The organism is Zoogloea oleivorans, assembly GCF_008107625.1.
Lineage (GTDB): Bacteria > Pseudomonadota > Gammaproteobacteria > Burkholderiales > Rhodocyclaceae > Zoogloea > Zoogloea oleivorans.
This window is the reverse complement of the sequence record NZ_SDKK01000003.1, coordinates 62,980-86,030: the sequence shown is the minus strand read 5'-3', so window position 1 is coordinate 86,030 and position 23,051 is coordinate 62,980. Positions and strand designations below refer to the sequence as shown.

19 protein-coding genes are annotated in these 23,051 nt (G+C 66.5%); 11 read left to right on the top strand and 8 right to left on the bottom strand.

The genetic code is table 11. From position 1 onward, the window contains the following. Positions 1-76: 76 nt before the first annotated feature. From ETQ85_RS03605 to ETQ85_RS03575, 7 genes are all read right to left on the bottom strand, one after another. Positions 77-982, bottom strand: coding sequence for an ATP-binding response regulator (locus ETQ85_RS03605; RefSeq protein WP_148577686.1), 906 nt, complete (start codon positions 980-982; stop codon positions 77-79). Further along, positions 979-4,341 (bottom strand): PAS domain-containing protein, encoded by a 3,363-nt coding sequence (locus tag ETQ85_RS03600; RefSeq protein WP_187394570.1) that lies wholly within the window; start codon positions 4,339-4,341, stop codon positions 979-981. Before ETQ85_RS03600 ends, ETQ85_RS03605 begins: the two co-directional genes overlap by 4 nt. 134 nt (positions 4,342-4,475) lie before the next feature. Further along, on the bottom strand, positions 4,476-4,700 hold the full coding sequence (locus tag ETQ85_RS03595; RefSeq protein WP_148577684.1) for a YgaP family membrane protein: 225 nt from the start codon (positions 4,698-4,700) through the stop codon (positions 4,476-4,478). Then, positions 4,697-7,957 (bottom strand): efflux RND transporter permease subunit, encoded by a 3,261-nt coding sequence (locus tag ETQ85_RS03590; protein WP_148577683.1) that lies wholly within the window; start codon positions 7,955-7,957, stop codon positions 4,697-4,699. Before ETQ85_RS03590 ends, ETQ85_RS03595 begins: the two co-directional genes overlap by 4 nt. A gap of 3 nt (positions 7,958-7,960) precedes the next feature. Next, on the bottom strand, positions 7,961-9,010 hold the full coding sequence (locus ETQ85_RS03585; protein ID WP_148577682.1) for an efflux RND transporter periplasmic adaptor subunit: 1,050 nt from the start codon (positions 9,008-9,010) through the stop codon (positions 7,961-7,963). A gap of 41 nt (positions 9,011-9,051) precedes the next feature. Continuing rightward, positions 9,052-9,885: an ATP-binding response regulator gene (locus ETQ85_RS03580; RefSeq protein ID WP_187394569.1), complete on the bottom strand. Its 834-nt coding sequence runs from the start codon at positions 9,883-9,885 to the stop codon at positions 9,052-9,054. A 34-nt stretch (positions 9,886-9,919) separates the two neighbouring features. Further along, complete coding sequence (locus ETQ85_RS03575; RefSeq protein ID WP_148577680.1) at positions 9,920-10,285, bottom strand: sirohydrochlorin chelatase; 366 nt, start codon at positions 10,283-10,285, stop codon at positions 9,920-9,922. A 143-nt stretch (positions 10,286-10,428) separates the two neighbouring features. Here ETQ85_RS03575 and ETQ85_RS03570 point away from each other — a divergent pair, with 143 nt between their 5' ends. After that, positions 10,429-11,256, top strand: a complete 828-nt coding sequence (locus tag ETQ85_RS03570) for a peptidoglycan DD-metalloendopeptidase family protein (protein WP_222862046.1) — start codon at positions 10,429-10,431, stop codon at positions 11,254-11,256. On the opposite strand, the gene tcdA is transcribed toward ETQ85_RS03570, so the two are convergent. Continuing rightward, positions 11,219-12,019 (bottom strand): tRNA cyclic N6-threonylcarbamoyladenosine(37) synthase TcdA, encoded by an 801-nt coding sequence (tcdA, locus tag ETQ85_RS03565; protein ID WP_148577678.1) that lies wholly within the window; start codon positions 12,017-12,019, stop codon positions 11,219-11,221. The two genes, ETQ85_RS03570 and tcdA, sit on opposite strands and share 38 nt — an antisense overlap. Before the next feature lie 84 nt (positions 12,020-12,103). Here tcdA and ETQ85_RS03560 point away from each other — a divergent pair, with 84 nt between their 5' ends. The 10 genes from ETQ85_RS03560 to ETQ85_RS03515 all read left to right on the top strand — a co-directional run bounded on the left by ETQ85_RS03560 (position 12,104) and on the right by ETQ85_RS03515 (position 23,046). Beyond that, positions 12,104-12,760, top strand: coding sequence for an HAD family hydrolase (locus ETQ85_RS03560; RefSeq protein WP_148577677.1), 657 nt, complete (start codon positions 12,104-12,106; stop codon positions 12,758-12,760). A 100-nt stretch (positions 12,761-12,860) separates the two neighbouring features. Continuing rightward, positions 12,861-13,460, top strand: coding sequence for a hypothetical protein (locus tag ETQ85_RS03555; protein WP_148577676.1), 600 nt, complete (start codon positions 12,861-12,863; stop codon positions 13,458-13,460). Between the two features lie 94 nt (positions 13,461-13,554). Beyond that, positions 13,555-14,325: a glucose-1-phosphate cytidylyltransferase gene (gene rfbF, locus ETQ85_RS03550; RefSeq protein WP_148577675.1), complete on the top strand. Its 771-nt coding sequence runs from the start codon at positions 13,555-13,557 to the stop codon at positions 14,323-14,325. Continuing rightward, positions 14,322-15,377 carry a CDP-glucose 4,6-dehydratase gene (gene rfbG / locus ETQ85_RS03545; RefSeq protein ID WP_222862045.1) on the top strand — a complete coding sequence of 352 codons (1,056 nt, stop codon included), beginning with the start codon at positions 14,322-14,324 and terminating at the stop codon, positions 15,375-15,377. The genes rfbF and rfbG overlap by 4 nt, the downstream gene beginning before the upstream one ends. Next, positions 15,374-16,738, top strand: coding sequence for a lipopolysaccharide biosynthesis protein RfbH (gene rfbH, locus ETQ85_RS03540; RefSeq protein WP_148577674.1), 1,365 nt, complete (start codon positions 15,374-15,376; stop codon positions 16,736-16,738). The genes rfbG and rfbH overlap by 4 nt, the downstream gene beginning before the upstream one ends. Positions 16,739-16,754: 16 nt before the next feature. Then, on the top strand, positions 16,755-17,957 hold the full coding sequence (locus ETQ85_RS03535) for a class I SAM-dependent methyltransferase (RefSeq protein WP_187394568.1): 1,203 nt from the start codon (positions 16,755-16,757) through the stop codon (positions 17,955-17,957). Continuing rightward, positions 17,954-19,765, top strand: coding sequence for a thiamine pyrophosphate-binding protein (locus ETQ85_RS03530; RefSeq protein WP_148577672.1), 1,812 nt, complete (start codon positions 17,954-17,956; stop codon positions 19,763-19,765). The genes ETQ85_RS03535 and ETQ85_RS03530 overlap by 4 nt, the downstream gene beginning before the upstream one ends. Then, the gene (locus ETQ85_RS03525; RefSeq protein ID WP_148577671.1) at positions 19,762-20,874 is read left to right on the top strand and encodes an FkbM family methyltransferase; all 1,113 of its coding nucleotides are present in this window, start codon (positions 19,762-19,764) and stop codon (positions 20,872-20,874) included. Before ETQ85_RS03530 ends, ETQ85_RS03525 begins: the two co-directional genes overlap by 4 nt. A gap of 9 nt (positions 20,875-20,883) precedes the next feature. Then, on the top strand, positions 20,884-21,975 hold the full coding sequence (locus ETQ85_RS03520) for an N-acetylneuraminate synthase family protein (RefSeq protein ID WP_148577670.1): 1,092 nt from the start codon (positions 20,884-20,886) through the stop codon (positions 21,973-21,975). 24 nt (positions 21,976-21,999) lie between these two features. Next, positions 22,000-23,046 (top strand): NAD-dependent epimerase/dehydratase family protein, encoded by a 1,047-nt coding sequence (locus ETQ85_RS03515; RefSeq protein WP_148577669.1) that lies wholly within the window; start codon positions 22,000-22,002, stop codon positions 23,044-23,046. Positions 23,047-23,051: the final 5 nt, after the last annotated feature.

Sequence of the window (23,051 nt, the reverse complement as noted above, 5' to 3'; positions counted from 1 at the left end):
CGACCGTGACCTGTGAAATTCAGGAATTGCACCTGTTCCTGCGGCCCCCCGCACGAACAGCAGTGGCACATGGGCATCATGACAGGTTATCGCCCTTCACCACTGTCACCACCACCTGATTGCCCGGAGGCAGATAGGTCAGGCTGGCGAAGGAGAGCTGGCGCGACAGGGCAATGCCACGGCCGTTGGGGGCAAAGGCACGCTCCGGATCGAAATCCAGGAAACGCCGCCAATCGAAGCCCGGCCCGTCATCACGAATCTCGAAAATCCAGCGGCTGTCGTCACCCCGCACCCGCAGACGCACCGCCTTGCGCTGATTTTCGGGGAGCGCCAGCCGATGGGCGATTTCTTCCTCCCAGCGGTCAGCCTCCCGAAGGCGGCTCTTCTCGGCAAAATCGATCCCCAGATTGCCATGCTCCACACCATTTACCAACAACTCCGACAACCCCATGGCCAGGGTTTCCGGCTGCGGCCCCAGCAGGGCAATGAAGGATGCCAGCGCCCGTGCCTGCTCCAGGGTCCGGATCGAGAACTCGCCTTCGGTAATGCACGACAGCGCATGGGCATGATCGGCCAGATTGGCATTCAGCTCGCGCCGCGTACGCATGTCGTCGAGGGCCGAGCGGATGATCGTTTGCAGGGCCTCGCCCTCGAAGGGTTTGGTCAGATAGTAGAAGGCCCCGGCCGCCAGCCCCTCGCGCACCTGCTCGGGCGACGTGGCCGCCGTCTGCATGATCACCGGAATGGCCCGAAAGCGCTCGTCGGCCTTGATGTTCCGAAGCAGCATGATGCCGTCCATGCCCGGCATCATGCGATCCAGAAGCACCAGATCGAAGTTCGAGTCGGGAGTACACAACTCGTCCCAGGCCGCCTCGCCCGACTCCACCATCACCAGATTGAAGTCCATCTCGTCCAGGTATTCACCGACGATGTCCAGATTGAAGGGTTCGTCGTCCACAACAAGAATCTTCGCCTTGCTCATTCCATTTCTCCCTGTGCCGCAAGCGCCGGAACAAGGCGCTCCGGGGCCTTGCCCAGCGGCAAAATAACGATGAATTCTGCCCCGCCTGCGGCATTGTTGCGAGCCATGATGCGGCCCCGGTGGGCATGGACGATCTCCTGACAGATAGCCAGCCCGAGGCCCGTCCCACCGGCACCCGTGCGGGTGCGACTGCTTTGCACAAATTTGTCGAAAACCGCGTCGAGCTCGCCGGGAGGAATCCCGACCCCCTCATCCGACACACTCAGGCTCACCGCCGGCACACCCTCCTGATCGCCCCCCCCACGCCCATCCGGCAGCACGGTGGTCACCAGACGGATGTGGATGCCTTTGCCGTCGGGCGTGAACTTGACCGCATTGGAAAGCAGATTGCGCACCACCTGACCGATCCGTATTGCATCGCAAGCGATCTCCGGCACATCCAGCTCCTGCTCGAACTGAAGATGCTGCCGACGCGAATGGAGCAAGGCATCGAACTCGTGAATAAGATCCTGCACCAGCGCATCGAGGGGCACCGGGCCCACATCGAGAACCATCCGTCCAGCCTCGAACTTGGCCAGATCGAGCAAGTCGTTGACCAACAGGAGCAGACGCTCGCCACTGATACGGATCCGGTGAAAGTAGCTACGCAGCTTCTCGTGCCCGGCGTGAGCCACCCGGGTTTCGCCCAGGCGGGCGTAGCTGAGCACCCCGTGCATCGGCGTGCGCAGTTCGTGGGACATGTTGGCCAGAAAGTCCGACTTGGCCTCGTTGGCCGCCTCGGCAGCCTCCTTGGCGGCCTGCAGATCCTGCGTACGCGCAGCCACCAGACCGGCCAGGTTGAGGTTGTGATCGAGGATCTGGGCCTCGCGGGCCTTGGCCTGATCGATATCGGTCTGGGTACCGATCATGCGCAGCGGGCGGCCATCCTCATCACGTTCGACCACCAGACCCCGGGCCAGAATCCACTTGTAATCACCGTTTTTGCAGCGCAACCGGACCTCGTGCGTGAAGACCGGGCTCTCGCCACGCAAGTGGGCATTCTGGGCGGCCAGCACTGCCGTCAGATCTTCCGGATGCACGAGGGCCGCCCAGTCGTCGATGCCTTCGGCAAGCTCGCCCTCGGCATAGCCGAGCATCTGCCGCCAGCGCTCGGAGCGAAAAACCTTGCCGGTGACGGTGTTCCAGTCCCACACGCCATCACCCGCGCCATCCAGTGCAAACTGCCAGCGTGCTTCGCTTTCCCGCAAAGCCAGCTCGGCCTGCTTGCGCTCCGTCACGTCGCGGATCACAGCCAGGGCGCCGCCGGTACGCACCGCGCGAAAACGCGCCTCGAAATGCCGTTCGCCCCCACCGCGACGGGACGCATATTCGATTCGCTGCACTCCGCCACTATGGGAAGCCGCCAGCGCTGCCACCCCAAAGCGGCGCGCCATGTCGGGCGACAGGGACTCGTCGAGGCGCTTGCCCAGAAAGGCCTCCGGCGGCATCGACAGATCCTCCCGGCTGCCGGCATGGTAACGAATGATGCGCATGCCGCCGTCGAGCTGAAACAGCATGTCGGGCATGGCCTCGATCAGGGACTCGTTGGTGGCGTGCGCCTCCTGGATGGCCTGTTGTTCCACCTTGCGGGCAGTGACGTCCTCGACAATCACCCAGCGGTGGCCGTCACTGCCGCACACCGCGGTGGTAGTCACAACCACCGGCACCCGCACACCGTTCTTGCGTATGAACTCCTTTTCGTAGGCCTGCGTGGGCGCGCCCAGGCAGGCCTCGACCACTGCCCGGGCATCCTGCCCGGCGTACTCGGGCGGGCTCAGCGGCGGACCAGCACTGCTGAGCAGCTCCTCTTCCGAATAGCCGGTAATCCGGCAAAAGGCTTCATTGGCCTGCAGATAGTGGCCCTTGCCATCAACCAGCGCCATTCCCAGCGAAGCATGCCGGTAAAGCGCATCCAGACGGGCGTGGGAGTCGATCACGGCCTGCTGCGCCCTGCGCAGTTCGGTGACGTCGGAGGCCGCACCTGCGATCCGCAAAAGTCGCCCCGTGGCATCAAACTCCGACTTTCCGGCGAGATGAAACCAGCCCTGACTACCGTCGATGCGGCAGATCGGCAGCACGCAGTCCAGCGCACCAAAACCCTGGCTATGGCGACGAAAGGCCTCCAGAAACGCGTGTCGGACCGCCTGCGTCATGGACCTCAGGATGCCGCGCACAGTGCGCGGCAGGCCACCTTCCGGATAGCCCAGCAGCCGGTCACAGCGGGGCGACAGAAAGATGCCGGGCACGCCGGCCTGCCACTCCCAGATACCATCATCAGTCGCCGAGACGGCCAGTTCAAAACGTTTTTCGCTGCCCCGCAGCTCACCGGTCATCGTTTTGGCGATCTGTTCAGCACGCTTTTGCTGGCCCGACAGGGTCGCCAGGCTGAATGCCACCAGCGCACTGGCCAGCACGCCGCCAAACGCCGCCACCGTCGATGCGGAAATCTCGCCGGCGGTGGGAGGCACCATTACCGACAGGCGCCATTCCCGGTCGCCAAAACGGATCTGGCGCATGACCGCCTCCGGTGTCACCTGCACGCCATCCCCGTAGACCGGCACGGAGGCACCATCGGTCACATCGTCCACACGCAATCCGTATGCGGCAATGGATGACGCACTCACGCTGTCGAACAGGGTAACGACACTGATCCCGAGCCCAACCAGACCTTCCGGCCCGATCAAGGCGCCCAGATCATCACCCACCGAACTGGCTACCCGGTAGAGCAACACGCCACGAACGCTCTGCCCGGTTTCCAGGGCGCGCAATGTGACCGGTGAGGTCATGGCCATACCGCCGGACTGGATGGCCAGCGTCATCGCGCGACGTCGACTGAGTTCGCTGTATCCATCAAAACCGATGACGTCGCGGGTCTGGGAGTCCAGGGGCCACACATACGTAATCGGAAAAACATCCTTGACCCGTGCCGGATCCGGCCGGGGATAAATATGGATGTCGCGCTCGTAACTTGCCGACAGCAACGCCTCGATGGCCGCGATGCGGCCCACCTCGACGCGCCGGATAAGTCCGATGGCAAGCACTTCCGGCAGGACACCGGCGGGCTTCAGGCCGGCAACGTAGGTTTCGAACTCCCGCCGCTCGACCAGATTCTGGGCACCAAAGAGTCCCGCCACGCCATGCAGGATGAAATCCACCTTGCTGAGCCGTTCGTTGAGCTCGTGCACCAGGGAGTCCGCAGCAGCAACATGCCGAACCCGATCGAGTTCGGCCTCATGGCGACTCAGATGCCACCAGCCCCAGGCGGTCACCAGCAGCCCCAGGCCCAGCGCGATAACGGACCAATGCTGCTGGGCACGCAACAGGCGGCTAGCTCGCCAAAGGGCAAGACGGATTCTCGAGGGGGAAGCGGTGCTCGGGCTCATCACGCGTGGTGAACGGCCCGCAGCCACAAAGCTTGAGAGGTTTATCCCCCGGCCTTATCTTGCATCAAGCGTCAGTTGCAACCCGCGCCATCCTTGACACCGAACTTGCGCAGCACGCTTTCCAGCGGGCAAAACCGGGTGAAGCCGCTCTGTAGCAGGTTGGCCCCCACAAAGGCCGTAAACCACAGGAATTTACCGCTGACAAAAAGCGGACTGCCCTCCACCCCGAGGGCCAGCGAGATCAGCACAAAGGAACCGGCGAAGACACGGACAAACTGGTTGACAGTCAGACTCATGGGGAGACTCCCTGTTGGGCGGCGAGCCGCTTGTGGTTCGCCGCAAAGTAGAGGACGGGGATCACGACCAGCGTCAACAACGTGGACACCAGCACGCCGAAGATCATGCTGATCGCCAGCCCGTTGAAGATCGGGTCATCGAGAATGAAGATCGCTCCAATCATCGCTGCCAGACCGGTCAGACCAATGGGCTTGGCACGCACGGCGGCGGCATGGATGGTCGCCTCGGCAAAGGCAGTGCCAGCCGCCAGCTGCTGGTCGATGAAGTCCACCAGCAGGATGGAGTTGCGCACGATGATGCCGGCCAGCGCAATCATCCCGATCATGCTGGTGGCGGTGAACTGGCTGCCCAGCAGGGCATGGCCGGGCATCACGCCGATGAGGGTCAGCGGGATCGGCGCCATGATGATCAACGGCACCAGGTAGCTCTTGAACTGGGCCACCACCAGCACGTAGATCAGGATCAGCCCCACCGCGTAGGCGGCGCCCATGTCGCGGAAAGTCTCGTAGGTCACCTGCCACTCGCCGTCCCACTTGATGGCGTAGCCGGCGTAGGGATCGTCCGGCTGATGGATGAACCACTCGCCGAGATTGCCGCCGAGGCGCTCGCCGACCAGCGGCAGATCCTTCAGGCGGCTGCGGATGTCGAACATGCCGTAGAGCGGCGAATCCAGCTGGCCGCCCATGTCGCCGGTCACGTACACCACCGGCAGCAAGTCCTTGTGGTAGATCACCTGCTCGCGCGTCACCGGCAGCACCTCGACCAGCTCCGACACCGGCACCAGCGCCCCGCCCGCTTCGGCGCCGCGGGCCCGCACCTTCATCTGCAACAGTTGATCGACGCTCGACAGGCGCTCCGGCGGCAGCGTGAGGCGCACCGGAATTTCGTACTTGTTGTCGCCGCCATGCACCGGGGTGACGTTTTCGCCGCCGAGAGCCAGACGCACCACCTCGACGATGTCGGCCTGGGCCACGCCCAGTTGCGCCGCCTTGGCCTGATTGACGCGCAGCACCAGCTTGGGCGCCTCTTCGTCCACCGTGTCGTCCACGCCGACGATGTCCGGCGTCGCCTCAAACGCCGCCCGCACCTTGGCGGCCACGGCCACCTGACCGGCGTAATCCGGCCCGTACACCTCGGCAACGATAGGCGACAGCACCGGCGGGCCGGGCGGCACTTCGACCACCTTGGCGTTGCCGCCGTGCTTCTTCGCAATGGCCGCCACGGCATCGCGCACCGCAATGGCGATCTGGTGACTCTTGCGGCTGCGCTGGTGCTTGTCCACCAGGTTCACCTGGATGTCACCCATCTCCGGCAAGGCACGCAGGTAATACTGGCGCACCAGACCGTTGAAGTTGATCGGCGCGGCGGTGCCGGCGTAGGCCTGGAAGTCGGTCACCTCGTCCACCTTGGCCAACTCGTCGCCCATCTCGCGCAGCACTTCGGCAGTGCGCTCCACCGGCGTACCGACGGGCATGTCGAGGACCACCTGGAACTCGCTCTTGTTGTCGAAGGGCAGCATCTTCAGCACGACAAGCTGCACCACCGCCAGCGACACCGACAGCACGATGGCCAGCAACACGCCAAACCACAGCTTGGCCCGTGCCCGCCCGCCGGTGCGCGGATCGAGCAGCGGCGTCATGATGCGGCGGAACAGAGCTTCGAGCTTTTGCGTCAGCTTGTCCGGCGCGTGGCCGCCTGCCGCTGTGGCATGGCCTGCGCCCTTCATCAGCTTGCCGGCCAGCCAGGGCGTGACGATGAAGGCCACCGCCAGCGAGATAAACATGCCCATCGACGAATTGATCGGGATCGGGCTCATGTACGGCCCCATCAGGCCGCTCACGAAAGCCATCGGCAGCAGTGCCGCAATCACCGTGAAAGTGGCCAGGATGGTCGGCCCGCCGACTTCATCGACAGCCTTGGGAATCAGCTCCCACAAGGGTTTTTCCGGCTCCAGCGCATGCCAGCGATGGATGTTCTCGACGACTACGATGGCGTCGTCCACCAAGATGCCGATGGAGAAAATCAGCGCAAACAGACTCACCCGGTTGAGCGTGAAGCCCCACGCCCAGGAGGCGAACAGCGTGGCCGCCAGGGTCAGTGTCACCGCCGCGCCGACAATCACCGCCTCGCGCTTGCCCAGCGCGAAGAACACCAGCAACACCACCGCCGAGGTCGCAAAGACCAGCTTGCCGATCAGCTTGTCAGCCTTTTCGGTGGCGGTGGCGCCGTAGTTGCGGGTCACGCTCACTTCGACGCCGTCCGGCACGACGCTGCCTTTCAGGGCTTCCATGCGCCGGATCACCCCGTCGGCCACATCGGCAGCGTTCTCGCCGGGCTTCTTGGAAATCGACAGGGTAACGGCCGGGAAGCGCTCGTTGCCGGCCTCCGCAGCCCCCGGAGCAGCCTTGCCGAGACCATGCCAGACGTAGCGCGACGGCTGGTCCGGCCCATCCACCACGCTGGCCACATCGGCCATGTACACCGGCTTGCCGGCAGAAACGCCCACCACCAGGCGCCGTACATCGTCGGCACTGGCCAGATAGGTGCCAGTCTGCACCAGCACCTCCCGGTTGCCGCTGGCCAGCGTGCCGCTCGGCTGGGACGCATTGGCGAGCAGCAGCGCGCCCTTCAAATCCTGCGGCGTGACGCCGAAACCGTTCATCCGCCCGGCGTCCATCAGTACCCGCACCACATGCCCCGGGCCACCGATGGTGCTCACGTCCCGCGTGCCCTTGACCCGCTTGAGCTCCAGTTCGACGGCCCGCCCCACTTGCTGCAGTTCGAAGGCCGAACGTGCCGGATCGCGGGTCCACAAGGTCAGCGCAACAACGGGCACATCGTCGATGCCCTTCGGCTTGATGATCGGCTCGCCGACACCCAACTGCGGCGAGATCCAGTCCCGGTGGCTGTGGATGGTGTCATACAGGCGCAGGATGGCGTCCTGGTTGGGCACCCCCACCTTGAACTGCACGGTGATCACTGCCATGCCCGGGCGCGACACCGAATACACGTGATCCATGCCGGTGATGCGCGACAGCACCTGCTCGGCCGGTCGGGCCACCAGCGCCTCCACGTCCTTCGCCGAGGCGCCCGGAAAGGCCACCATCACGTCGGCCATGGTCACGTCGATCTGCGGCTCTTCTTCCTTGGGTGTGATGATCGTGGCGAACACGCCGAGGAGCATCAGCACCAAAGCCAGCAAGGGGGTAAGCGCGTTACGCTGGAACAGCGCCGCGATGCGTCCGGAGATTCCCATAGCTCAGTTCGCCCGGCGAACGAGACCGGCACGCACCGGGTCGAGAGCCACTGTTTCGCCGCCCGTCAGCCCGGCCAGCACCTCGACCGAACCGTCTTCCAGCACGCTGCCAACGCGCAACTGGCGCAGGCTGAAGCCGCCCTTGCCGTCGGCCACATACACGCCGGTCAACTCGCCCCGGCGCAGGATTGCCGCCGCCGGCACCGCCAGCCGCGGCGCCTCGCCCAGCAGAAAATGGACCCGCGCCGCCATGCCCGGCACCACGCCGCCAGCATCGGCCGGCAGACTCACGCGCACCCGCGCCGTGTGGGTACGTGGATCGGCGGAGGGCAGCACGGTGACCGACGCCGCATCCAGCCAGCGTCCGGTTTCGGGGAATTCGACCTTCGCCTTCAGCCCGCCCTTGCCCAGTTCGGCAAGCTGCGACTGGGGCACGTCGGCCACCGCGCGCAGGGCGCCGGGCTCGTAGACGATCATCAGCGCCCGGCCGGGCTGGGCCATCTCGCCAACTTCGGTGAGGCGCTGGGCGACGATGCCGGTGAGCGGCGAGGTGACGCTGGCGAAACCGCGCGACACATCCGCCTGGGCGCGGCCGGCCTCGGCCGCCTTGTGCTGGGCGGCGGCGGCGTCGAAAGTGGCCTGGGCCTGATCAAGAGCCGAACCACTGACAAAGTTGCGCGCCTTCAGGCTGCGTGTGCGCTCCAGTGCGTTACGGGCATCCACCAGGCGGGCCTGGGCGGCGGCCACATTGGCACTGGCGGCGGCCACGCCCTGGTCCGCCTCGCGGGTATCGATGCGCATCAGGATGTCGCCCTGGCGCACCCGGGCGCCGGCGTCCACCCGCGTTTCCAGCACACGCCCCTGCACCTGGGCAGACACGGTGGCCTGACGCACCGCTTCTATCGTGGCTTCACTGGCGTAGGTCCGGGCGCGGGCCTGCAGCTTGAGCTGCACAGTCGGCACCGCCGTCTCGGCGGCAAGCGCGGGGACAGCGGGAAGGAGAGCGACCACCACGAGAAGGGCCGCAGGCAGGGCATGATGAAATCGGAGCATAATATAAGAATACTCTTATATTATGCTCCGTCAAGACAGATTCAGCCCTTGCGGCGCACCACGCCTTCCACGCAACGTCCGCCGTCAAGAAAGACCAGATCCGGAAACGCCAGCATCCGGGCGATGGCGATACCCCGTCCATGAGGCTCAACCGAACGGGTGGGATTGAGGTTCAGGTAGGGTGCGGGATCGAAGCCCTGCCCCTGATCGCGGATCAGGAAACGGATCTCCCGCGGACGGCACTCCACCCGCAACAACGCAAAGCCGGCGGCATGCTCGGGCGACCCGAGCAGGCGCTCCACCTCGTTGCGCCAGGCTCCCGCGGCCATCAACGCACACTTGCGGTCAAAACCCAGACCAAGATTGCCGTGCTCGATGGCATTGATCATCAGCTCGGACAGGGCGATCTGCACCGACGCGGGATCGGGACACAAACCCGCCACCAACTGGGACAAGCCCGCCACATCCTCAAGGGTTCGAAACGGAAAATACCCACCCCACTGGGGCGCAGCCTCGCCTCCCGGCAAGCCCAGCGCAGCAAGCACCGTGCGGGGCTCGACCGGTTTGACCAGGAAACCCGACGCCCCGCTACGCAGGGACGTCTCGATCATCGGCAGGTCTTCCGCCTCCACCAGCATCGTCACTGGCACCCCGGTAGCCCTGAGCTGCGGCAGCAAATCGAAACCGGCGGCGTGGGAACAGGCATCGAGAATCACCCGCTCGACGCCCAGTTTTCCGGCAGCCAGCCGGGAGGCGGCCTCCGCGCTGGACAGACGCTGACAGGCATAGCCGGCAGGCGCCAGCCAGCCCTCGAGCACGGCCGTCATTTGCGGATCGTCTCCCACCAGCCAGACCCGGCTAGCCGTCGAACGCACGAAACCTCCCTGACCCGGATGCAGCATGAACGCCTCAAACGCCGGCCGAATAGGCCGCCATCGCCCGCACCACACCCTCATCTTCACCCACTGCGAGGGCCAGCTCGATATGGCACTCCGGATGCTTGGTCCGGACAGCCTCCATCAGTACTGGCACGTCCCGCTTCAGATGCCCGCCCTGGGCAAGAAACAGCGGAACCACACGCACATCGGTCGCCCCCGACGCCGCCGCCGCTTCAACGGCGTCAACCAGGGTCGGCTCCATGAATTCCAGGAAAGCCAGAATGACCGTTGCCGCCGGCCGCAACTGCTGCACCTCCGCCGCAATCCGGCGTGCCGGCAAAGCCCATTCCGGATCCCGTGCCCCGTGGGCGAACAGTACGATTGCTTGCTGCGTCATTCCAAACTCCCGATCTGGCTGAATTTTTACAAGATGTTAATCCTCCGGGACAGCCAGCCATGTTCAAATCCGTGCCCGCCCCAAAGCTTCCCGTAACCATGTGTGACATTGTCCCTCTTCGGGCGAATTTAGTTCATCCGAGCGTGTATTCATTCCTTTTCCTCACCCTCGCTACCCCCATCGCCCACGCCCAACTGCGCCCCGAGTCGGTACCCGGCGGAGTGGCCGAAATCGCCGTCGCCGCGGCAGGCGCACCCCGCCCGGAAGTTCGCTATGGCGGCAAACCGGTGCTGCTCCAGCAGCGCAAGAACGGCTGGTACGCACTGGTCGGCCTGCCCCTCGACACGCCGGTCGGCGAACAGCAACTCGACATCGGCCCCGACGGCCACCGCCAGCCCCTGCCCTTCCCGGTCTCCGCCAAGGCTTACCCGATCCAGAAGCTGAGCATCAAGAACCCGAAGATGGTCAATCCGGACGAGCAGGATCTGACCCGCATCAACGCCGAGCGCGAACGCCAGATCGCCATCCGCAGCCTGTTTCGCGACGTGCCGGTGGCGCGCACCGACCTCAGCCTGCCAGCCAGCGGACGCCTGTCGAGCCGCTTCGGCCTGCGCCGGGTCTTCAACGGCGAGCCGCGTGCGCCCCACACCGGCCTCGACGTGGCCGTGCCCGCCGGCACGCCGATCCGCGCCCCGGCCGACGGGGTGGTCAGCGAAGTGGGCGACTTCTACTTCAACGGGAAAACGGTGTTCGTGGACCACGGCCAGGGCTTTGTCAGCATGGTCTGCCACCTCAGCCAGGCCAGCGTCGAAGTCGGCCAGCCGGTGCGCCGCGGCGAAGCCCTCGGCCAGTCCGGCAGCAGCGGCCGGGCTACCGGGCCGCACCTGCACTGGAGCGTCTATCTGAACGGTGCGGCGGTGGACCCGGCCCTGTTCATTGGGCCTCAGCCGGCGCCGTCGTCAGCCCGTTGATCACCCGTGCGGCGGCAAACATGCCGATACAGGCGGTAACCGTCACCACCGAACCGAAGCCGGTGCAATTGAGGCCGGCCGGGGCGCTGGCCGGCATGTCGCAGGCGGCCTCTGCCACCGGGTAGTGCAGCGGCTCGGCCGAGTACACCGCCTCGATGCCGAACTTTCTCCGCACATCGCGGGGAAAGCCATGGTTCTGGCGCAGTTGCCGACGCACCTTGGCCAAGAGCGGGTCCTGCTCGGTACGCGACAGGTCGGCGACACGGATCTGCGTCGGATCGAGCTGCCCGCCGGCGGCACCGCAGGTCACCAGCGGCAAGCCCGTGTCGCGGCAAAACATCACCATCGCCATCTTCACGCGCACCGCGTCAATGGCGTCGATCACGTAATCGAAGCCGGCACCGAGGAGTTCGGCGGCGTTGTCGATGGTCACGAAATCATCGACCACCGTCACCACGCAGGCCGGGTTGATCCCGGCGATGCGCTCGCGCATGGCCTCGACCTTAGCCTGGCCGAGCGTCGCATCGCAGGCGTGAATCTGGCGGTTGATGTTCGACTCGGCCACATGATCGAGGTCGATCAGGGTCAGATGCCCCACCCCGCTGCGCGCCAGCGCCTCGGCCGCCCACGAGCCCACGCCGCCGATGCCGACCACGCACACGCGTGCCGCCGCCAGCCGGGCCCGCCCCGCTTCGCCATACAGGCGGGCAATGCCGCCAAAGCGGCGGGGATCAACGGGGCTAGCGGTTTCAGTCGTTTCCATGGTGTGGGGCAAGTTCTGTGCAGGCGCGCAAATATATACGAACAGGCGATAATCCCGGCCATTCCCGCCAAAACACCCCTTGCCATGCCCCGCTACCCGCACATCCTCTTTGACCTCGACGGCACCCTGATCGACTCCGCCCCGGCCATTCTGGCCAGCTTTCGCAGCGCTTTCGCCCAGACCGGCATCCAGCCGGTCATCGCCATCGACGAAAGCATCATCGGCCCGCCGCTGATGGAAACCCTGCAACTGCTCTCCGGCAGCCACGATCCGGCCCTCATCGCCCGCCTCGCCGACGCCTTCAAGGCCAGCTACGACACCGAAGGCTACAAGGCCACCGCCGCCTACGACGGTGTCGGCGCGATGCTCGCCCGCCTCAAAGGTGCCGGTCTGTCCCTCTCCATCGCCACCAACAAGCGCATCCACCCCACCCGGCTGATCCTCGAACACCTGGGCTGGAGCGGCTTTTTCGACCACGTGTACGCCCTCGACCTGTTCGCGCCGCGCCTGCCCCACAAGGCAGCAATGATCGAACGCCTGATCGCCGACCGGGAAATCCCCAAAGAGGCCGCCATCTACATTGGCGATCGCAGCGAAGACGGCCAATCAGCCGATGCCAACGGCCTGCCCTTCATCGCCGCCACCTGGGGCTACGGCAGCATCACTGCGGAGGAGATGCCTGCCCACTGGCGTCAGGCCACCACCCCCGAGAACATGGGACAGGCCCTGCTGGCAGACTGAAGCCCCCAGCCGACCCGGTAAAAACCGGCAAACCCGCTTGGCATCAAGCCGTGGTTTTCACTAAACTTGTCTGGCCCGCCACTCAAATTCGCTGTCAGCCATGCTCCAGTCCGCCCCGCGCAAAGCCCTCATCGCCCTCACCATCCTGGCTGGTGGCGCCCTGCTGGACCCAGGCCCGGCGCAGGCACGCCGCTTCGGCGGCGGGCGCAGCATCTCCATGAGCCGGGACATCCACGTCCACTCGACACCGGCCCCCCGCAGCAGCAGCGCCAGCCCCATCGACCGGGCACCCTACCCGATAGAACACGCCCCCCTCACGTCGAGCCGTGCCAGCGCACGCGACAGCAGCAATTTTTTGCCTGACGCAGGCAGCGCGCTCCTCCTTCGCGCCCGCCTGGACGCCATCCAGCGCCGCAACGCCGCCCGGGAGAACGAAGCCTTCGCACGCACGGGCAGCCGTGCTCCGGCGGCAGCGATGGAAACATCGGCCCCCTCCACCCATGACACCTCGTTCCGTTCAGGCACGGGCCGCAGCGACACTCCCGCCGAATACACCAGCCGCCCTGCCGACCCACGCTTCGCCAGACTCACCGACAACCAGCCGGCGCCCACCGCCGCCTGCGAATTCAAGCCAGTGATGAGCGATGCCGACTACATTGCCTGCGGCGCAACGCCACCCCAGTTTTCATCACCACGCTGACACACCGGAATAACCCCCCTTTCCCCCTGCTGTTCCACCCTAAGCCGCCTCCCCGCCACGCATAACATCGGCCCCATATTTCCCTGGAGCGCCGATGAAAGCCGTGATCCTCGCGGGGGGCCTGGGCACCCGCATCAGCGAAGAGACCATCTCCCGTCCGAAACCGATGATCGGTATCGGCGGGCGTCCCATTCTCTGGCACATCATGAAAATGTATTCCAGCCATGGCATTCACGACTTCGTGATCTGCTGCGGCTACATGGGCTACGTGATCAAGGAATACTTCGCCAACTACTTCCTGCACATGTCGGACGTCACCTTCGACATGACCAACAACCGCATGGAAATCCACGAACGCCACGCCGAACCGTGGCGCGTCACCCTCGTGGACACCGGCGACAGCACCCAGACCGGCGGCCGCCTGGCTCGTGTGCGCCAGTACGTGCAGGACGAGGAAGCCTTCTGCTTCACTTACGGTGACGGCGTGGCCGACATCGACATCAGCGCCGAGATCGCCTTCCACCGGGCCCACGGCAAGGCCGCCACGGTAGCCGCCGTCCAGCCGCCGGGGCGCTTCGGCTCGCTGGAGCTCAATGGCGATTCGGTCAGCGCCTTCGTCGAAAAACCGCTCGGCGACGGCGGCTTCATCAACGGCGGATTCTTCGTCCTGTCGCCCAGCGTGCTCGAGTTGATCGACGACGACCAATGCGTCTGGGAAGCCGGCCCGATCAACCAGCTCATTGCCCGTGATCAGCTCGCCGCCTTCCAGCACACCGGCTTTTGGCGCCCCATGGACACCCTGCGCGACAAGACCACCCTGGAAGAAATGTGGAACAGCGGAACCGCGCCGTGGAAAACCTGGTGAATCCCGCCTTCTGGCGTGGCCGGCGGGTTTTCGTCACCGGCCACACCGGCTTCAAGGGCAGCTGGCTGTGCCTGTGGCTGCAGGCCATGGGCGCCGAAGTCTCCGGCTACGCCCTCGCCCCCGCCACCAGCCCGGCGCTCTTCGCGGTAGCCGGCGTCGCCAGGGGCATGACCTCCACGCTCGGCGACGTGCGCGACTACCCCGCCCTGACCGCTGCCATGGCCGCCGCCCGCCCCGAAATCGTCCTGCACCTGGCCGCCCAGCCGCTGGTGCCGCTGTCCTACGCCGAACCGGTGGAAACCTTCGCCACCAACGCCATGGGCACCGTGCACCTGCTCGAAGCCGTACGCCACGTACCGGGCATCAAGGCGGTGGTCGTGGTCAGCAGCGACAAGTGCTACGAGAACCGCGAACAGGATCAGGGCTACCGGGAGACCGACCCCATGGGCGGCCACGATCCCTACTCGGCCAGCAAGGGCTGCACCGAGCTGATCGTCGCCTCGTATCGCCGGTCCTTCCTCGCCGCGCAAGGTGTTGCCGTGGCCAGCGCCCGCGCCGGCAACGTGATTGGCGGCGGCGACTGGACCGCCAGCCGGCTGGTGCCCGACGTACTGGCCGCCTTTGCCGCCGGCTCGCCGGTCACCCTGCGCAACCCCGGCGCCATCCGCCCCTGGCAGCATGTGCTCGAACCCCTGTCCGGCTACCTGACCCTGGCACAAAAGCTGGTCGAAGAAGGCGACGCCTGGGCCGAGGGCTGGAACTTCGGCCCCGCCGACAGCGATGCAAAAACCGTCGCCTGGGTTGTCGAGCAGCTCGCCACCGCCTGGGGCCCCGACGCCCGCTGGGCCGTGGCCGCCGAAGCCCAGGTTCACGAAGCCCGCATTCTCAAGCTCGACTGCGGCAAGGCCCGTGCCCGGCTGGGCTGGCATCCCCGCTGGCCGGCCGATACAGCCGTGGCCCGCAGCCTCGGCTGGTATCAAGCCTGGCGCAAAGGTGCCGACATGCATACCTACACCCTCGACGAAATCGCCGCCTTCGGACGCACCCCATGAGCCTGATCCGCCAGACCCTCCTTGCCGACGCCAACGGCCGCCTCCAGCTCGACCTGCCAGAGCTGGCCGGCCAGGAGCTGGAAGTCATCGTCCGCCCGGCCCGCAGCGCCGCCGCCCCGCAGGCCTGGCGCCCCGGCATCGACGCCGTGCCGCCCTCCGGCAAGGTCGTCGGCGACCCTGAAAAAGACGCGATGATCGACGCGGCGCTCGACGCCTGGCTCACCACGGGCCGCTTCAACGACGCCTTCGAAGAGCGCCTGGCGAAGTTTGTCGGCGTCACCCACGCCCTCACCGTCAACTCCGGCTCGTCGGCCAACCTGGTGGCCTTCTCGACGCTCACCTCGCCCAAGCTCGGCGCCCGCGCCATCCAGCCGGGCGACGAAGTCATCACCGTCGCCGCCGGCTTCCCGACCACCGTCAATCCGATCCTCCAGAACGGCGCCGTGCCGGTCTTCGTGGACGCCACCCTGCCCGGCTACAACATCGACGTATCGATGCTCGAAGCCGCCCTGTCGCCCAAAACCAAGGCGATCATGATCGCCCACACCCTCGGCAACCCCTTCGACCTCGACGCCGTCTGCGCCTTTGCCCAGGCCCACGACCTGTGGCTGATCGAAGACTGCTGCGACGCCCTCGGCTCCACCTGGAAAGGTCGCAAGGTCGGCACCTTCGGCCACCTCGCCACGCTGTCCTTCTACCCCGCCCACCACATCACCATGGGCGAAGGCGGCGCCGTGCTCACCAGCGACCCCACCCTGCGCCAGATCGCCGAATCCTTCCGCGACTGGGGCCGCGACTGCTGGTGCAAGCCCGGCTGCGACAACACCTGCGGCAAGCGCTTCGGCTGGCAACTGGGCAGCCTGCCGCCCGGCTACGACCACAAGTACACCTACAGCCACATTGGCTACAACCTGAAGATCACCGATATGCAGGCCGCCTGCGGCCTCGCCCAGCTCGACCGGCTGGAAGGCTTTATCGACGCCCGCAAGCGCAACTTCGCCTACCTCACCGACAAGCTGGCCGACTGCCGCGACTTCCTGGTCCTGCCCGAAGCCACCCCCGGCAGCGACCCGTCGTGGTTCGGTTACCCGATCACCCTGAAGCCCGAAGCCGGCGTCAATCGGGTCGATCTGCTGCAGTACCTCGACCAGCACAAGATCGGCACCCGCCTGTTGTTCGCCGGTAATCTCACCCGCCAACCCTCCATGGCCGGGCGCAATTTCCGCGTCGTCGGCGAGCTGCCGGTGGCCGACCGCATCATGCGCGACACCTTCTGGATCGGCGTGTGGCCGGGGCTAACCGATGCCCAGCTCGACTACAGCGCCGAACTCATCGGGCAATTCCTGGGCGTCGGCCTGTAGGCAGGACATCACCGCCATGGCCGCCGCTCTCCACCGCCCCTGTCCCGTGTGCACCAGCCGCACGCTGGAGACGCTGGCCCCCCTGACCCTGCCCCAACCCAGCGGTTCGCCACTGCCCGACGGCTATCGCCTCGTCGCCTGCAGCGCCTGCGACTTTGCCTTCGCCGACACCCCGGCTCCCCAGTCGGCCTACGACCACTACTACCGGAGCCTCGCCAAGTACGGCGGCCCCACCGGCACCGGAGCGGGTCAGAATCCGGCCGACCTGCACCGCCTCGAACAGCTCGCCACGCGCATCGAAACCTGGCTGCCCGGGCCCGACGTCCGCCTGCTCGACCTGGGCTGCGGCGCCGGCGGACTCCTCGCCGCACTGGCCGCCCGCGGTTACACCCGCGCCGAAGGGCTCGACCCGGACCCGGCCGCCGTCCGCGCCGCCCACAGCCATGGCCTTGTCGTGCAGGAAGGCCTCATCGGCGACGCCCCGGCACGCTACGCCGGGCAACGCTTCGACCTGATCGTGCTCTCCCATGTGGCCGAGCACCTGCGTGACCTCGACTGGCTGCGGCAACTGGCCGACCTGCTCGCCCCCGGTGGCACCCTGTACATCGAAGTGCCCGACCCGCGCGGCTACCGCTGCGATCCACGGCCGCCGTACTACTACTTCGACAGCGAACACATCAACCACTTCAGCCCGCGGGCACTGGCCCGGCTGTTCAGCGCAGCCGGCCTGGCACCCGCAGCCTTTGTCGACTGCACCCTGAGCCTGCCGGACGGCAGCACCTACCCGGCCTTCGCCGGCATCGCCCGCGCCCTGCCCGCCGCCGACGCACCCGATACGCCCCCCGCCATGCTGGACCACCTGCGCGCCTACATCGCCGACAGCGCCCGCCGCGCCGCCGACAGCGTATCGATCCAGCCGCCGCTCGACCCGGCCGCGCCGCTGCTGGTGTGGGGCGCCGGCTCGTGGGCCCAGCGCCTGCTCGGGCAAAACGCCATTCCGCTGCCCCGGGTTGTGGCCTTTCTCGACGGCGCCCCCAACAAGCAAGGGCAGACTTTTGCCGGCAAGCCCGTCGTTTCCCCTGCCGAGGGACTAAGTCGTCACCCAGAGGCACAAGTTCTGGTCTGCGTGGCCGTAAACCCCCATCAAATCGCGGCAGAAATCCGCCGCCTTGAACCCGGCTCAGCCCGCAACCTTCACTTCATCACCGAACGCCCATGAAAGTTTCCGAACGGATCGCCGACTGGCTGGCCGACCATGGAATCGAACAGGTCTTCACCGTCACCGGCGGTGGCGCCATGTACCTGAACCAGGCCCTCGCCAGCCACCCGCGCCTGAACTGCACCTTCATGCACCACGAGCAGGCCTGCGCCATGGCCGCCGAAGGCTACGCGCGCATCGCCGGCAAGCCGGCGGTGGTCATGGTCACCACCGGCCCCGGCGGCATCAACGCCCTCAACGGCGTGTTCGGCGCCTTCACCGATTCGATCCCGATGCTCGTCATCGGCGGCCAGGTCAAGCGTGCCACCTGTCTCGACTACACCCCCGTGGCCGGCCTGCGCCAGTTGGGCGACCAGGAAGGGCCGGTCGTCGCCATGGCCCGGCCGGTGACCAAGCTGGCCGAAAGCGTCGCCAGCCCCAAAGCCCTCATCGACCTGCTGCCCCGCGCGCTGGCCACCGCCATCAGCGGTCGCCCCGGCCCGGTGTGGCTCGACATTCCCCTCGACGTACAGTCGGCCGAGTGCGACGTGATTCCGCCGCTGACCCTGCCCGCCACCAGCACACCCACTGACCTCGCCGACAACTGCCGGCAGATCGTCGAGCAGCTCCGCCAGGCCCACCGGCCGCTCATCCTGGCCGGTACCGGTGTGCGTCTGGCCGGCGCCGACAAGGCCCTACTGGCCTTCGCCGAAGCCCACGGCATCCCGGTGGCCACCGCCTGGACCCACGACCTGATCGCCAGCGATCACCCGCTGTTCGCCGGCCGCCCCGGCACCATCGGCACCCGCGCCGGCAACTTCTGCACCCAGAGCGCCGACTTCGTGCTGGTCATCGGCTCGCGCCTGAACATCCGCCAGGTCAGCTACAACTGGGACAGCTTCGCCAAAAACGCCTTCATCGCCCAGGTGGACGTGGACCCGGCCGAATTCGCCAAGCCCTTCGTGCAGCCCGATCTGCGCGTCACCAGCGACGCGCGGGTTTTTCTCGACCGCCTGAGCGAAGCCTGCGCCACGCAGCTGCCCAACTACGCGCCGTGGGCCGCCTGGTGCCGCGACATCCGCGCCCGCTACCCGATCTTCACTGCGCCGCCCGCCAGCGCCGGCATTCACCCCTACACGCTGGTGAGCCGCATCTTCGACCAACTGCGCGACGACGACATCGTTGTCTGCGGCAACGCCTCGGCGTGCATCCTGCCCTTCCAGGTCGGCCACCTGAAGGCCGGCCAGCGCATGTTCAGCAACTCCGGCTCGGCCTCGATGGGCTTCGACCTGCCTGCCGCCATCGGCGCCGCCCGCGCCGCCGGCACGCGCCGGGTGGTGTGCTTTGCCGGCGACGGCAGCCTGCAGATGAACATCCAGGAGCTGCAGACCCTCAAGACCCTCGGCCTCGACGTGGCGATCGTGCTCATCGACAACGGCGGCTACCTGTCCATCCGCCAGACCCACGAGAACTTCTTCGGCCGCATCGTCGGCGCCACCCCGGCCTCGGGGGTCGAGTTCCCCGACTTCGCGCTGGTCGCCCGCGCCTACGGCCTCGACGCCGTCAGCCTGGCCACGCCGGACGATCTGCCGGCCCTCGACGCCGCCCTCGCCCGCCGCGGCCCGATCCTCATCGCCGCCCACGTCGATCCGGAGCCGGGCTTCGAGCCGCGCATCAAGTCCCGCGCCCTGCCCGAAGGCGGCTTCGCCACCCCGGAACTCGACGACATGTTCCCCTTCCTGCCGCCCGCCGAACTCGCTGCCGTGCATCAAGAAGCCGCGGCCATCAAGGCGCTTCGCCCAACCAGCCATGAAAGGCCCCGGCCATGACCAGCGCCCGCTTTCCCGATCTGTCCTTCGACGCCGACACCGTTCGACTCGACGAGGCGCGCCGCGACGGCGTGCTGATCTTCGGCTCCGGCAACTTCGCACGAGCCCTCAGGCGGGCCCTGGATGCACTCGGCGTGCCGGTGGTCGCCTTCGTCAACTCGGCCGGCCCGGCGCACACCCAGGACGGACTGGCCGTCCTGCCCCTGGCGGAAGTCGACCCCGTCCATCGCACCAAGGCCATGTGGGTGGGCGTGTTCAATCACCAGCCCAACGCCAACTACGCGCTGCTGAAATCCCTGTGCCAGGAGGCCGGCTTCGCGCGCGTCGTGCTGCCCCAGCACTACTTCGAAATCGTCGAAGAGCACATGGGCTGGCGCTACTGGCTGAGTGCCCGCAGTGGCTACGCCAGCCGCAGCGCCGAATTGCAGGCCGCCTTTGCACGCCTCGACGACGACGAGAGCCGGCAGATCTTCGCCGACACCCTGCGCTTCCGGCTCGGCCGGCTCGACGCCATTCCTGGCGCGCCGGTGGCCGACCTGCACTACTTTCCGGACTTCGTCGTGGCCGCCTGCACGACCCGTCACCCGCGCCCGCTGAGCCTTCTCGACGGCGGCGCCTACGACGGCGACACCATCGCCACCGCCCTCACCCGCCTCCCGCTGGGCGAGGCCTACGCCTTCGAGCCCGACCCGGGCAACTACCACGCCCTCACCGAGCGCGCCCGCGACCTGCCGATTCCGGTCACCTGCTTTCCCTGCGGCCTGTCCTCCGAAACCCGGACCCTGCGCTTCAGCAGCGGCCAGGGCGAAGCCAGCACGGTCAGCGAGCAAGGCGACCAGATGATCCAGGTGGTCAGCATCGACGACTGCCTGCCTACCGCCCGCGTCGATTACCTGAAGCTCGACGTCGAGGGCCACGAAATGGAAACCCTGCAGGGCGCCACCCGGCTGATTCGCCGCAACCGCCCGGCCATGGCCATCGCCGGCTACCACCGCTGGGACGACCTGTGGCGCATTCCGGCCTTCATTGCCACCCTCGATCTCGACTACCGGCTGCGCTTCCGCATCCACACCCACAATTCCTTCGAAGCGGTTTTCTACGCTTATTGAGGTGCCATCATGAACAACGCCATCTTTGAAAACCTGTTCATCCTCGAACTGGCCAACAACCACTGGGGCCGCCTTGACCGGGGCCTGCGCATCGTCAACGACTTCGCCCAGGTGGTCCGCTTCAACAATGTGCGAGCCGCCATCAAGCTGCAGTTCCGCGAGGCCGACCACTTCATCCACAAGGATTTTCGCGGTCGCGAGGACATCCGCTACATCAAGAAGACCGAGGCCACCCGGCTCAGCAAGGCCGAGTACCGGACGCTGGTGAAGGCCATCAAGGAGCGCAACTGCATCCCGATGGCCACCGCCTTCGACGAAGCCTCGGTGGATCTGTGCGAAGAGCTCGACCTGCCGATCATCAAGATCGCCAGCTCCGACATCAACGACTGGTTCCTCATCGAGCGCATCGCCGAGACGCGCAAGCCGGTCATCGTGTCCACCGGCGGATCCACGCAAAAAGACGTCGATGACATGGTGACCTTCTTCGCCAACCGCAACATTCCGCTGGCGGTGAATCACTGCGTCTCGATCTATCCGAGCGAAGACGACGAACTGGAGCTTAACCAGATCGACTTCCTGCGCCAGCGCTACCCAAAAAACGTGGTCGGCCTGTCGTCCCACGAGTATCACGACTGGAGCTCGTCGATGCTGCTCTCCTACGGCAAGGGCGCGCGCACCTGGGAACGTCACATCGACATCGAGGAAGGCGGCATCCCGGTGGCACCGTACTGCTCCCTGCCGCACCAGATCGACGAATGGTTCAAGGCCTATCACAAGGCGGTTGAAATGTGCGGTGGCACCGGCACTTCCAAGCGCGTCCCGAAGCGGAAGGAAACCGAATACCTCGACGGCCTCGTGCGCGGCGTCTATGCCAAGCGCGACCTCCCAGTCGGCTACGAACTGCAGCACCAGAACCTCGAGGACGACTTCTACCTGGCCATCCCGCTGCAAAAGGGCCAGCTGTCGTGCCGCGAAGCCATGAACGGGCTCAAGCTCACGCGCCCCGTTTCCAAGGACACGGCGCTCACCATCGACGATGTGGAGAGCCCCTATTCCCAGAACGAAGTGCTGCGCAAGCTGATCTACAGCCGCGGCCTCTGAGCCCGCCAGCGAGCCTCCTGCGCCATGCTGCCCGATCCCCGCTGCCCGCCCGTGCAGGGTCGCCTGACGGCCCTGCACGACCACCTGGACGCGTCGCCACTGGACGGCCGAACGGTGTTCATCACCGGCGGCACGGGCTTTTTCGGCTACTGGATGCTGAGCCTGTTCGACCTGCTCCGGCAACGGGGCGTCGACGTCCGGGTGCGCCTGCTGTCGCGCAATCCGGCCGCCTTTGCCGCCGTCGCGCCCTATTTTTCCGCGCAATCGTGGGTCAGCTGCGTACGCGGTGACGTCAAGAGCTTCGCGGATGCCACGCCCGCCGACCTGCTCATCCACGCCGCCACCGACACCGACGCCGCCGCCCACCGGGATCCGCTGGCGATCATGGACAACATCCTGCTCGGCACCCGCCACACCCTCGCCCATGCCCTGTCCAGCGGCGTGAGGCGGGTCCTCTACGTCAGCTCAGGCGCGGTGTATGGCGTGCAGCCGGCCGACATTGAACAGCTCCCCGAATCCGCTTCCTGCGCCTGCGACGCGACCCACCCGGACAGCGCCTACGGCTCGGCCAAGCGCGGCGCAGAGCAATGGTGCGTGCAGTTCGGCCGGGAACACGGCATCGCCATTCCCATCGCCCGCTGCTTCGCCTTTGTGGGCGCCGGCCTGCCCCTCAACGGGCATTTCGCCATTGGCAACTTCATCGGCGACGCCCTCGCCGGCCGCCCGATCTGCGTAAACGGCGACGGCACTCCGCTGCGCAGCTATCTGTACGGCGCCGACCTGGCCATCTGGCTGCTCAAGATCCTGCTCCAGGGCACCCACGGCCAGGCCTACAACGTCGGTTCCGACCAGGCCGTCTCGATCCGCGAACTGGCCGAAACCGTACGCGACGCCCTGTGCCCCGAACACGCCGTGCACATCACCCGCAGCGCCCCCGACAACGCCTTGCGCTCGCGCTACATTCCCGCCATCGGGCGTGCCCGCAGCGAACTCGACCTGGATGTCTGGACATCTCTCGAGCAGGCCATCCGCCTTACCGCCGCCAGCGCCGCGCCCCATCAACACGCCTGAGTACA